Origin of the sequence: Raoultella sp. T31, from assembly GCF_002806725.1 — a bacterium.
In the GTDB taxonomy this organism is placed as follows: domain Bacteria; phylum Pseudomonadota; class Gammaproteobacteria; order Enterobacterales; family Enterobacteriaceae; genus Klebsiella; species Klebsiella electrica.
The window spans coordinates 25,692-38,223 of sequence record NZ_PIBO01000020.1 but is presented as its reverse complement, the minus strand read 5'-3'; the positions used below and the strand labels follow the sequence as shown (position 1 = coordinate 38,223).

At 51.6% G+C, this 12,532-nt stretch carries 10 protein-coding genes; 6 read left to right on the top strand and 4 right to left on the bottom strand.

The genetic code is table 11. From position 1 onward, the window contains the following. Positions 1–7: 7 nt before the first annotated feature. The 5 genes from CWM52_RS14795 to CWM52_RS14775 all read left to right on the top strand — a co-directional run bounded on the left by CWM52_RS14795 (position 8) and on the right by CWM52_RS14775 (position 5,460). Positions 8–712 carry a fimbria/pilus periplasmic chaperone gene (locus CWM52_RS14795; RefSeq protein WP_100684793.1) on the top strand — a complete coding sequence of 235 codons (705 nt, stop codon included), beginning with the start codon at positions 8–10 and terminating at the stop codon, positions 710–712. 8 nt (positions 713–720) lie between these two features. Beyond that, positions 721–3,294, top strand: a complete 2,574-nt coding sequence (locus CWM52_RS14790; protein WP_227521305.1) for a fimbria/pilus outer membrane usher protein — start codon at positions 721–723, stop codon at positions 3,292–3,294. A 64-nt stretch (positions 3,295–3,358) separates the two neighbouring features. Further along, complete coding sequence (locus CWM52_RS14785) at positions 3,359–3,910, top strand: fimbrial protein (RefSeq protein WP_100684792.1); 552 nt, start codon at positions 3,359–3,361, stop codon at positions 3,908–3,910. Between the two features lie 146 nt (positions 3,911–4,056). Further along, positions 4,057–4,857, top strand: coding sequence for a hypothetical protein (locus CWM52_RS14780; protein WP_100684791.1), 801 nt, complete (start codon positions 4,057–4,059; stop codon positions 4,855–4,857). Positions 4,858–5,073: 216 nt separating this feature from the next. Next, entirely contained in the window at positions 5,074–5,460 is a 387-nt protein-coding gene (locus CWM52_RS14775; protein ID WP_100684790.1) for a hypothetical protein, read from the top strand. 92 nt (positions 5,461–5,552) lie between these two features. Here CWM52_RS14775 and CWM52_RS14770 read toward each other — a convergent pair whose 3' ends face one another. The 4 genes from CWM52_RS14770 to CWM52_RS14750 all read right to left on the bottom strand — a co-directional run bounded on the left by CWM52_RS14770 (position 5,553) and on the right by CWM52_RS14750 (position 10,314). Then, the gene (locus CWM52_RS14770) at positions 5,553–5,879 is read right to left on the bottom strand and encodes an NIPSNAP family protein (RefSeq protein ID WP_100684789.1); all 327 of its coding nucleotides are present in this window, start codon (positions 5,877–5,879) and stop codon (positions 5,553–5,555) included. Positions 5,880–6,047: 168 nt separating this feature from the next. Continuing rightward, positions 6,048–6,560, bottom strand: coding sequence for a DUF6622 family protein (locus CWM52_RS26155; RefSeq protein ID WP_133121750.1), 513 nt, complete (start codon positions 6,558–6,560; stop codon positions 6,048–6,050). Between the two features lie 573 nt (positions 6,561–7,133). Continuing rightward, a complete protein-coding gene (locus CWM52_RS14755; RefSeq protein WP_100684786.1) occupies positions 7,134–8,813 on the bottom strand; it encodes a glycoside hydrolase family 43 protein in 1,680 nt (559 codons plus the stop codon). 61 nt (positions 8,814–8,874) lie between these two features. Beyond that, positions 8,875–10,314 carry an MFS transporter gene (locus CWM52_RS14750; RefSeq protein WP_160702580.1) on the bottom strand — a complete coding sequence of 480 codons (1,440 nt, stop codon included), beginning with the start codon at positions 10,312–10,314 and terminating at the stop codon, positions 8,875–8,877. A gap of 444 nt (positions 10,315–10,758) precedes the next feature. Between CWM52_RS14750 and xylA the strand changes: the two genes are divergently transcribed. After that, a complete protein-coding gene (gene xylA, locus CWM52_RS14745; protein WP_100684838.1) occupies positions 10,759–12,078 on the top strand; it encodes a xylose isomerase in 1,320 nt (439 codons plus the stop codon). Positions 12,079–12,532: the final 454 nt, after the last annotated feature.

Genomic DNA, 12,532 nt, shown 5'->3' with positions numbered 1-12,532 from the left:
AATAGTTATGTCGTCCGTCGTCTTTTTTTTACGAAAAAGCCTCGTTATTGTCTTTATGCTCATGTTGCCCCCTGTTGCCATGGCTGAGGGCGGGATTTCAATTCAGGGAACCCGCATTATTTATCCACTGAATTCCCGGCAGGAAAGCCTCTCCATTCGGAATTCTTCCGCGGCAGACTCATTCCTTGTGCAGTCGTGGGTTGAAAATGCTGACGGAAGTAAAAGTCGGGATTTTGTGGTGACGCCTCCCCTTTATCTGAGCGGGCCGGGGAATGAAAATATTCTTCGCCTGATACGGGTTGCAGGCTCGCCTTATCAGGACAGGGAATCGCTTTATTATTTTATTGCGAAAGCGATCCCCTCTGTGACCGAGGGTGATAACAGCGGTAAAGCCGTTCTGCGCATTGCTGCGGCCAGCCGTATCAAACTGTTCATCCGTCCTGCCGGACTGAGGCCTGCGGTGGATAAAGCGCCTGCTGAAATGCGTTTTCGTCGTGCCGGTAACCGGCTGGAAATTATTAACCCAACCCCTTACTACATCACACTGACTGAGATTAAGGCCGGCGACATCTCCCTCGATGGCGTCATGGTGGCCCCCGTAAGCACCGCCACCGTCAGTCTGCCTGCGGCCTCCGGCAGCCGGATTACGTTCCGGACCATTAACGATTACGGCGCTGTTTCAGCACCTGTTATTGCCCGTTTTTCATCATAGGGTCGGGTATGCTGAAATATTTACTTCGCCAGCCGCTACTGAATGCTTCAGTCATGTGCGCGGTTTCTCTGCCGGCAAGCGCCAGACTGCATTTTGACCCCTCTATGCTTTCAGGCGACCCGGTTGCGGTGGCTGACTTGTCACTTTTTTCATCCGGCGGCTCACAACTCCCGGGAGTCTATCTGGTTGACGCTTATCTCAACGGTAGCCGCGTGGCAACCCGTTCGGTCCGTTTTGTTGCCGTTCAGGCGGGGGAGGCACAATCCGCGGTGCGAGATAATACAGGGCTGCAGGCCTGTCTGAGCCGTGAAGAACTGTCGGATATGGGGGTGAATGTCCCGGCATTTGCGGAATTAGCCGCCCAGCCGGATGAGCAGTGTGTGACCCCGGGGCTGTTTATTCCCCAGGCCTGGACGGCGTTTGACTTCCAGAAAATGCGCCTCGATATCAGCATTCCCCAGGCAGCCATGCGCAAACAGCCGGATGGCTGGATAGCGCCGGAACGATGGGATGAGGGCATTAATGCCGCCCTGGCGAGCTGGCGGTTCAGCGGCAGCGAAAGCCGGGGAAAATACGGTAACAGCCGCAGCCAGTTTCTCAATCTGACCAGCGGCGTCAATCTTGGGGCGTGGCGGCTGCGGGATAACAGTACGTGGAGCTATCAGGAAAATGACTATGGCCGCCGGCAACACTGGCAGCATCTGAACACCTGGTTACAGCGTGCGATCATTCCGTTGCGTAGCGAACTGACGCTCGGTGATGGCACGACCAGCGGCGATGTGTTTGATGCGGTCTCTTTTCGCGGCGTACACCTTGCGACCGACGACAGTATGTATCCCGCCAGCATGCGGGGATATGCGCCGGTGATTCGCGGCACCGCAGGCAGCAGCGCTGAGGTCAGCATTCGACAGAATGGTCACGAGATATACCGGATCAATGTCGCTCCCGGCGCTTTCGTCATTGACGATTTACCGCTCCTTTCATCCGGTGGCGACCTTGAGGTCATGATAACGGAAGCGGATGGTCAGGGACGCATGTTTACCGTGCCTTACTCTTCGGTTCCTGTACTCCAGCGCGAGGGGCATCTGCGTTATGGCATTACCGCCGCTCGCTATCGCAATGTCAGCGCCAGCTATGACGACCCGCTGTTTATGCAGGCCACTCTCCTGTGGGGAATGCCGCATAACGTGACGGCATACGGCGGTACCCGGCTTGCGGAGAACTACCGCGCCGCCACGCTGGGGATGGGATTCAACACCGGCGTATGGGGGGCCGTGTCGGCAGATATAACGCATGCCGACAGCATCCTGGCCGACGGTTCCCGTCACCGGGGGGAGTCCCTGCGCTTCCTCTATGGACGCTCGCTGGTGTCTACCGGAACCACACTGCAACTGGCGGGATACCGCTACTCAACCCGCGGTTTCCATACGCTGGATGACACCGCGCTGAAAAGTATGGCCGGCTGGACCGGGGATTCGGAAGGGGCCGTCGATGCCGCTGGCCGCCCGGTAAAACGTGACTGGATAAATTATTACAACCTGAACAACAACAAGCGCGAGCGTCTGCAGGTCAGTCTTTCCCAGCAACTGGGAAACGTCGGTTCCCTCTCCCTGACGGGGAGCCGCCAGACATACTGGGACGAAGTGGCGGCCACCTCTTCATTGCAGGCGGCTTTCAGCAGCTCGCTGGGACGGGCCAGTTACAACATTTCATATGCCCATACCCGCTACAACGGACAACCGAGGGCAGATAACGTGCTGTGGTTCTCCCTGTCTCTCCCCCTCGACGGCTGGCTGAGTCAGAACGTATGGGCCACATACAGCACTCATCGGGGGACTGACGGCCAGCTCTCACATCGGGCGGGGATCAGCGGTTCACTACCCGATAGGGAAAATGTGAACTGGAGCGCGTCGCAGGGGTACAGCCGGCAGGACGGAAACAGTGGCGACGCCGCCGTGGACTACCGGGGAACCTATGGTAACGCTTCGGCGGAGTACAGCTACAGCCGTAACTACAGACAGTGGCGCTACGGCACATCGGGCAGCGCGGTGCTTCACCGGGAAGGGGCAACCTTCGGACAACCGCTGGGGACCACAAACATTCTGGTGGCGGCCCCCGGCGCCGCGGGCCTTCCCGTCGATAACGCCACCGGCGTACAGACCGACTGGCGCGGCTATACCGTGGTGCCGTGGGCCAGCCAGTACCGGGAAAGCCGGGTGGCGCTGGATGTCAGTAAGCTGGATAGCCATGCGGACATCGACAACGCCGTATCGCGCGTCGTCCCCACCCAGGGGGCGCTGGTGAGAGCTGATTTCCGGGTACGAACGGGAGTCCGGGCCCTGATAACGCTCACTCATAACGGAAAACCCGTGCCGTTCGGGACCACGGTCAGCGTGGCGGACGGCGGCGGCGGCGGCCTGGTGGGCGATGACGGGCAGGTTTTCCTCTCCGGGTTGAAGCTGAAGGGAGAAATTAACGCGCAGTGGGGAAGCCGGCCCGACCAGCGTTGCTCCGCCCGCTACACCCTGCCGGAAGCGGCCCTGAAATCCCCTGTGACATGGAGCCAGGTTATCTGCAACTGATTAGCGGAAGTGATTATTCCGCACCCACAAGTTTTATACACACAACACAACAGGAGTTGTAAACATGACGTTGATGATTAAGAAAACTTTATTAACCGCAGCAACCGTATCCCTGCTGGCGCTTTCTCCGGGCATTCAGGCTGCATCGGATTCCGCCACCGTGAATATCACGGCGACCGTGGTGGATAATACCTGTACCCCTCAGTGGAGTATGAACGGTGTGGATGTTGCAATGGGCCGGGTTTCCCTGAAAGATTTTGGCAGCGATAAAATCGGGGCAACCGAGGCATTCACCCTTAACCTGGCTGGCTGCGGCAGCGGCGCAACCAGCGTGAAGGTCACGGCAAGCGGGGTGTCGGATGCTACCGATTCCTCTTTATTTAAAAACACCGAGACAACAGAAGGAGTCGCCGCGACAGGCGTCGGTGTGGAGATCTGGGGAGACAGCGATCAGGCCACTAAGATGGCGCCTGATGGTAGCAACAGTGTGATGTATCCCATTGCAAACAGTAAGGCTGATATGACCTTTCTGGCCAGACTGAAGCAGAGCGGAGCCACGGCCCCGGGAGCGGGGGCCGTCAAGAGTGTGGTGACGATGATCTTTGATTATCAGTAACGTCATCGCGTTGTTCCGCAGACAAAGCCGATAAAACCAGCGAACATCAATTCCGTCTGCGGTTAATATTCGCCTGGCGCTTCATGCCATAAGTCGGCTGGCGCCAGGCTCATTATTGATACTGAGATTAATTCAGGAATGAATATATGAAAGCCTCCTGGGGATATTTGGGGATTCTGGCGGTTTTTTCCGCAAACACGCTGGCGGCATCCACCATCAGTTGCAGCGCCGTACCCTATGCAACAATAAGTCTGAGCGACAGTGATTACAGCGATCGTGGATGGGCCCCAGGCGCGGTCATATTTCATTATCAGATTTATGTCAGGGACTGGCCGGCAGATTTAATATCCGCGGAGATAACCTCCTGCCTGTTTGATAATGGTGCGCCATGCTACGTCAGGCTCGATATCGGTTCTAAACTGGATGCTTACGGTACCGCGGTGAACCTTATCTGGAATGGCACTACGCACGATTGGGGAAGGGTGAACTGGAGCGGAAACTTTACCTTCCGGCTGAAGGAAGGGTTGGACAGGAATACGGTGCTTACCTACAGCTTAGAGAAACTGGGAAACAACGGTATCGTCTATGACACGCACACATCAGCCACTCCCTATCAGTCTGGTCATGTGAATATTACCAGTGAAGCCCCGTTTGGAAAGGTGTATCCAGGCAAACAGGATAAACAGCTGAGCATTACCTCTGATGCCAGCGGTGACGCGTTATTAACATTCACGCCAGGCTCCGCTAATGGTCAGTCGGGAACGCTCAAAAATTCGACCGGCGATGAGATCGGTTATTCTGTCCTCAACGCCGAGTGGAATAATGGCAAATGGACGAGCAGGCTGACAACCGGGCAGAATTATATGTTGCAACTCAATGATATTGCTAAAGGGACGACGGCCGGGAAATATGAGGGGAATCTTACCGTAACGCTGACATGTGAATAATAAAAAAGGCAATCAGAATAATTAAAACTCCTGGCGTTGATCAAATCATTCTTGATAACGGGGGATTTTCGTCGCGCGGCCTTTCTTTTTATTTCACTGGACGATGGTGCCAGGCGTATGGTAAACCAACGAATCATTAAGAATAGAAGGAGGGCTGATGGATACCGTCGAAGAACTAAACGGAACAGACTTCTATACGAGAAAGGAAAAGAGAAGATGAAACCGTCCGTCAAGTATGAATTCCATCACTTGGGTATACCGCTGCAGGATGAAAAATTCGAAGGCATTTTCAGCGAAAAAGCGGGGATGTATACCACTGATAACCCGGGAAAATTCAGAATACAGTGGCACCGCTTTACCCACGATTCCCCCTTACATCCTTTGTTGAAAACCATCCCCCATGTCGCGTTCAAAGTTGATAATCTTGAGCAGGCTATCGCGGGGGAAGAGGTCATTCTTGGCCCTTATGAACCAATAGATGATTACTTCGTGGCTGTCATCAATGATGCCGGGGCGCCTGTCGAGTTGATCCAAACCACGTTATCAGATGAAGAACTCTGGCAGCGTGCAAGGTCTGGCAAAGGCAGTTTATACCGCAAGTAGGATATCCCGGCCTTCAGCGCGAGTCCGCCGCGTTTATTGCCGATGAGTGTGGAATCCGCAGGCCATCGCCAGGCGAATCCCGATGGCGACCCTTACCGGCGCAGGCCATCCACGCTTTCCGCCGGCAGGTTGATCACGGTTTTCATGCTGGTCTCGATGCTGCCAATGATCTCCCCGCGCGGCCCGCTGCGCCAGTCGGCGCTGGCATAAAAGGCATCAAGAGCCGTCGCCATGCTCTCGGGGCTGTCGAAGGCGCGAATCAGGTAGTAGCAATCCGGGTCATGCAGCGAGTGACCAAACGAAACAACATCGATCCCGTGGTGTTGGTGCAGGGGAACGCTGACTTCCCGCATGATGGTATGAAAAGCGGCACCGCTGCCTTTGCGTAAGGTGTATTGCAGTATCTCGACGGTTCTCACAGCGTTATCTCCGTTAATAGCCTCTGGGGCGTCCTTGGTGGTGATGATAAAGTAAACCGGATGTATTCGTGAAGCCACGAAATATCGCTATACCTGCCGTTTACTGGAGAGGGTGCGTAAGGGCAACAGGTCACGCGGTCTGAAAGGACAAACCGCCCCGGAGCCTTCTCAATAGTGAAGCGATATTGTTTTCTTTTTCTCTTTTATTTTATAGATGACATACAATAAGCCACCCCATGATAAACCGGTGGCAATACCTGAGCCTGCGCCCCACAGACATTGAAATGATAAGTTCATTAATAATTTCGGGTCATTTTCCGTAAGGCAGGTCATGACAAATTTAAAAATAAAAGATCCAATAATCAATGTGAGAATAAATGGGCTGCCAGGACGCGTCACTACTCCAGTGGCGGCATTATATTCAACTGAGGAGTGCCATAATAATGCCATTCTAATAATACAAAATATTATTAATGTGGTGATATAGAGCAGGATGGCGGGAGAAAAACTAAATCCAGCTAAATGATAGATGCTCGCCGCTAAGAATAACACCGGTATGATGAAGATGTTTTTTACGGACGTTTCCCGGCAATGCAGTGCAGATATCCCTCTTTTTATTAAAAAAAGTAAAAGGATCCACACCCAGACCGGGGTGTTTGAAAATATAGCTATAGTCGTCATGTGCTGCCTCTTTTTTGCCGTTCGTCGTGCTTTACGGGTAAGTGAATATGGCCCGGCTGAAGAGCTTCAACCACGCCATATTAACGACAGCAGGCAGACAACCTGGCGACAATCACCTGACGCTTTATTGCAACGTAGCCATGTTATTATCTGTAAACAGAGTATAGTGCTGCGGGTAGCCAATAAATAAGGGAGATATGCATCATGGGGAGACACGTTCTGGTCTGTATTTTCGTGCTGTTTGCTTGTTCTGCCAGTGCCGGACATGGTGGCGCTGGAGGGAAAGGCGGGGATGGCGGATATATGGGCCAGCCTGGTAAACCCGGTGCCGATGGCGGGAATGGCTCGGACGGAGGCAGTTCAGATAATTCATCGGGGCGGGCAGGGTGTCCGGGAGGAACGGATCCCGATGAGAACGGCAATTTTTATCTTCCGGGCACAAAAGAACAGTGCAATCCAGGTCCGCAGGACTCAGTGAAAAAGGGGCGCGCTCTGTAGAGCATAAGAGGCGGTCATTGCCTGTCCACGGCAAAAACCTACGCTATCGCTAAGATAACGTAGGTTCGCCATGACTTAATTAAAACGTGATTCGCTGGCTTGCCAGCTATATGTGCCATCGGCCATTAACGCATCGCCCAGCTCCTGATAATGGAAATCATAAAACTCTGCGCTGGCGTCATAACCTGAGTAGTCGACAGCCGCAAGGCCAACGAACGCCCCGGTAAAGAACCCGCCATAGCTTTGCAGCACATAATCGTCGGAAAGAATGGCGGCATCTAATTGAACAGGGATTTCAGTAAAGCTGACCCCATCAAAGCTGTATTCATAGCTATACGTTTGTTTGCGCACTTTGCTGCGGAACCAGACATACTCGGTCCCTTCCGGGATCTTGATGGCATCATCTTTCAAATATGACGTGTATTTCCCACGGTTATTTTCGCCGATCTCAATGACTGCGCCATTAATTTCGTTCCAGGTGATGAACACAAAACTCCAGTGGCGATCGTTGTAGTAATTCGTTAATCCGGCCATCTGCTGATAATTGAACGGATCAAATTTCACTTTAACCTGGGCATCAAAGTAGAAGGCTTGCCAGCGTCGGGCAATAAGCGACAGGTTATGCGTATTCGCTAATGAACCTTGCCCGATTAAAGTCAGCTTGCCATCGCCGGTGGTCCCCATTTTTTCTGTGAACGGGACACGCAGCGTATTCCAGTCAGGATCGAGGGTTGATGTTTTAAACTCATCGTACTGGCTATGGTCTTTGGCGCTTTCGGTGTAAATGGCATCGCCTGGCCCTTCGACAAAGGTTTTTCCGCCGTGGCCCCCTGCGATACGCGGCCAGCCGTCCGCATCCCAATACACTTTCTGGATTGAGGTTTCTCTGCCCAGGGTTGACCAGCCACGAGGATCATAGGCCGACTCACCTGGACGATTCCACGGACGGGCGCAGAGCGAGGCATAATACCATTCACCTTTGGGGGTGGAGACCAAAGCGCCATGCCCTTGCTTCTGGATGTAGCTGTCTGGTGTGTCGACATTCGTTAAGAAGACTTCCCCAGGCTCGGTTTCAAAGCTGTTGGCATCCAGGGTTTTAGAACGCGCAACAACTTCCTGGTGGGTGAAAACGGTCCCCCCCTGGGCGGCGAAAAGATAATAATAGCCGTTCAGTTTGTAGAGGTGTGGCCCCTCAACGAGGGCGACGGCGGTGCCCCGATAAATGGTCCGCGCTGTCGCCGGTTTTAATTTCAGGGTCTTCGTATCAAGCTCAGTTAACGTGATGCCATCGAAGGGGTGATGATATTCCCGATGGTCCCAGGTTTGCTGAACGATATATTTACGCCCGTCATCGTCATGGAAAAGCGAGGCATCAAAACCGACGCCGTTCAGTTTTATGGGGTCTGACCACGGACCACGGATATCGGTCGCGGTGGTCAGATAGTTGGTCATGTCTTTAAACGCGCCTTCGGTGATTTTCACATCGGTATACACTAACCAGAATTTGCCATCGGCATACGAAAGCGCCGGCGCCCAAATCCCACCGGATGAAGGGTTGCCTTTCATATCTAAAAGGGTGGTGGTAGACAAGGGACTGGGGAGCAGATTCCAGTGCTGTAGATCCTTTGACTCATGTAAACGAACGCCAGGGAACCACTCAAATGTAGAGTTTGCGATATAGTAGGTGTCCCCTACACGGATAATACTAGGGTCCGCATTAAATCCAGGTAATACAGGGTTTTGAATAAGTGACATATCATTCTACCTTTTTAAAATTTATCATTCAGAACTGCGCAATTTTTAATTTATTTTTTAACTATGCCCGTATCTCATCAAGCTGACGGTTGATCTCGATGACATTTTTGTCTGAGACAGGATAGAGTTGAATAATGATCATTGAAATCGCGGCTAACACGATTGGCATCCACACCGCGGTCATAATGATTCCGTCGATCGCGCTTGCGCTTTGTTGCGCGCCGGTTTCGTTAAAGCCATAAGCGGCCAGTAACCACAATGGAATCGCGCCGCCAATCGTAAAACCAATCTTAAAGAAGAGCCCCATAATCGCATTAATGATTGCGGCATTACGCTTGCCTGATTTTAATTCGCCATAGGCAATGACTTCTGGCACCAGCGCCCACATGAAACCGGTCGCCGAGGTTAAACCCCATTGTTTAATGAATGTTGCGATATAAGCAAGCCACAGAGCATCATGCATGCTTTCGCGTGACCATACGTAGGTCAGCAATTCACCCACAATAAACATGCCAAGGAAAAGATGGAAGAAGCCTTTTTTACCAAAAATTTTCTTCAGTTTTGGCCAAAAAACAGGGAAGACAATGCCGGGGATTGAGGCAATAAGACCAATAGCCCCCATCCATTCAGAATGGCCGACAACAAACTGATTGAAAAAGCCATTAACCGTGTTCATGAAAAACATGAAGGTAAAGGCTAACATGAAAAATAACCCGAGAATGACCAGCGGGCGGTTATTCTTGAGTTCAAGGAATAAATCGGTTGTTTTTACGTTAGCCGTCTGTTCGGCCGTCGCGACAACGCGTTCTTTGGTGAATTTATAGCAGAGGTAAAGGGCTACCGCGCCGATCAACATATAAATTGAGTAAACGCCAAACCACGCATAGTTAGCTGAGGGATCGGTATAGTTACCCATATTGAGCTTAAGGCCAAAGAAACCCGTATCCTTGAGGCTGCGATCTTTGGGGGAGGCCATCTGTACAAACATAGGGAACAGGGTATAGACCAGCAGGTTGGCGCTGTTTGCCAGCATCATGCGCGTACTTGTCAGCTTATCAATCGATTCAGGATCCCGGGTCAATGAGGCATTCAGAGAGCCATAGGGAATATTCACCAGTGAATAAACTAAATCCAGCGCCAGATAAATGATAAACGCGAAAGGAACCGAGCCCCTTATTCCAGGAATGGGCGCGAAAAGTAACGCGGAAAGAATCACGAGCGGAATGCCGGCTCTTAAAAGCCAGGGGCGGTATTTCCCGGCGCTTGAACTTCTTTTGTCAACGTAGGTACCGACCATCGGGTCCCAGAAAACATTCACGATGCGGACAAACAGGAATATAAATCCTGCGGTGGCGGTGCTGATTGTATTTACCGTCAACATGTGAAGAGCAAGAAAACCACCTATGGTACCAAAAACAAGGTTTTGCGCAAAATCACCCATCCCATAACCAATACGTTCTCCGCGAGTTAATTTATGATATTCATCATGCCGACTTTGCAGTATGTTTTTGCTCATTCTAATCAAGTCTCCGGTTTCTTACGTGAATGTGAAATACTTTGTTACACGGATGGGCTGGGAGAATCCATTACGTTTTTACATTAATTTGTTATGTTTTTTTACTTCTGTGATCATCGAAACTAAGGCTCTCCACAGGCTGCGTATCTGGCATGTTGAGCGGTCGTCCATAAACATTATCCACAGTATACGAGTACCACTAAAAAACAGGGTTTTATTTTTTTGAGTCATCAGATAAATTCCGTAGAAAAAGGCTGGTTAATATGACTATAAATGGCCTGAATATATGGCGATGTTATTTGCGAGATGGTTCACAGTTGTGCATTTTCTTAATTGCTGAGTGAAATAACGTAATTGAGCAACCTCCAGGGAAAATACAGGATAGGTCCAAATTATTTATTTTTCGCTTCCTGAATTATGGAGTTCATTATGCCCGTTTATTTCGATCAACTTGACAGAGTACGTTTTGAAGGTCCAAAAACAGCCAACCCGCTGGCTTTTCGCCATTATAATCCGGATGAAATCGTGCTGGGAAAAAGGATGGCAGAGCACCTGCGCTTTGCCGCCTGCTACTGGCACAACTTCTGCTGGAATGGCGCAGATATGTTTGGCAGCGGGTCTTTTGAACGGCCATGGCAACAGGCCGGGGATGCGCTTAACCAGGCAAAATTTAAAGCTGACGTCGCTTTTGAATTCTTCCATAAACTCAATGTGCCGTATTACTGCTTCCATGATGTGGACGTTTCGCCGGAAGGCGCATCGTTGAAAGAATATCGCAATAACCTGGCAAAAATGACCGAAGTGCTGGCGCAAAAGCAGCAAGAAACCGGGGTGAAATTGCTGTGGGGGACGGCCAACTGCTTTACTCACCCGCGCTACGCTGCCGGGGCGGCAACCAACCCTGATCCGGACGTCTTTTCCTGGGCGGCGGCGCAGGTCGTTGCCGCCATGAACGCCACCCAGCAGTTAGGCGGCGAAAGCTATGTTCTGTGGGGCGGGCGTGAAGGTTACGAATCCCTGCTGAATACCGATTTGCGTCATGAGCGCGAACAAATTGGCCGCTTCCTGCAGATGGTGGTTGAGCACAAACATAAAACGGGTTTCCGTGGCACGTTGCTTATCGAACCTAAACCGCAAGAACCGACTAAGCATCAGTACGATTACGATGTTGCTACGGTATATGGATTCCTGAAGCAGTTTGGTCTGGAAAAAGAGATCAAGGTGAACATTGAGGCCAACCACGCGACGCTTGCCGGGCATTCTTTCCACCATGAAATTGCCAGCGCCATTGCCCTGGATATTTTCGGCTCCGTTGATGCCAACCGCGGCGATGCTCAGCTCGGCTGGGATACCGATCAGTTCCCGAACAGCGTCGAAGAAAACACGCTTGTTATGTATGAGATCCTCAAAGCCGGCGGTTTTACCACCGGTGGCCTGAACTTTGATGCCAAAGTACGCCGTCAAAGCACCGATAAATATGATCTGTTCCATGGTCATATTGGCGCAATGGATGTGATGGCGCTGTCACTCAAAAAGGCCGCTCGCATGATTGAAGACGGCAAACTGGAACAACGCGTGGCAAAACGCTATGCCGGCTGGAGTGGTGAAGTGGGGCAGCAAATTCTGCAAGGGAAAATTTCGCTGGCGCAAACCGCTCAATACGCTGAACAGCATAACCTTAATCCTCAGCATCAAAGCGGGCATCAGGAATTACTCGAAAACCTCGTCAACGCTTATCTCTTCGACTGAATTTGGCGTAAGTGCCCCTGTGGGGGCACTGATTGAACATGCCATTAATCGTTACGGCAATTGATTTCGGCACATTCGGTGAACCCGATACGCTACAGATAGATTGACGATTCCTGCGTACTGAGCCATGCGCTTTAAGCAATATCAAAGCGCCGCAGCGACAGCGAATTATTGGGGGCACACAAATCGCGGGTAAGGAAGTTAACGAGGACGATTTATGCAATATGCCTTTGCCAAAAACCGCTGCCGGGGCCGCGCCTGTTCTGCACTGCCAGCCAGGGAGGAGGGCCAAAGACTGCGGTAACGCAAACCATCGATAATGCTGGCTTATGAATTAAGCGAAATGATTCATCTGCCCGGCGCGCATACGTAAATATCACTCATGGAGATACTGTCACGATAATAGCGCAAAGCCTCTGAGACCGTAAAAATAACAATTATATTGTTCTTATGA

Coding starts and splice junctions, on each gene's coding strand:
- CWM52_RS14795 (WP_100684793.1), top strand. CDS start 8: ATGTCGTCCGTCGTCTTTTTTTTACGAAAAAGCCTCGTTATTGTCTTT.
- CWM52_RS14790 (WP_227521305.1), top strand. CDS start 721: ATGCTGAAATATTTACTTCGCCAGCCGCTACTGAATGCTTCAGTCATG.
- CWM52_RS14785 (WP_100684792.1), top strand. CDS start 3,359: ATGACGTTGATGATTAAGAAAACTTTATTAACCGCAGCAACCGTATCC.
- CWM52_RS14780 (WP_100684791.1), top strand. CDS start 4,057: ATGAAAGCCTCCTGGGGATATTTGGGGATTCTGGCGGTTTTTTCCGCA.
- CWM52_RS14775 (WP_100684790.1), top strand. CDS start 5,074: ATGAAACCGTCCGTCAAGTATGAATTCCATCACTTGGGTATACCGCTG.
- CWM52_RS26155 (WP_133121750.1), bottom strand. CDS start 6,560: ATGACGACTATAGCTATATTTTCAAACACCCCGGTCTGGGTGTGGATC.
- CWM52_RS14755 (WP_100684786.1), bottom strand. CDS start 8,813: ATGTCACTTATTCAAAACCCTGTATTACCTGGATTTAATGCGGACCCT.
- xylA (WP_100684838.1), top strand. CDS start 10,759: ATGCCCGTTTATTTCGATCAACTTGACAGAGTACGTTTTGAAGGTCCA.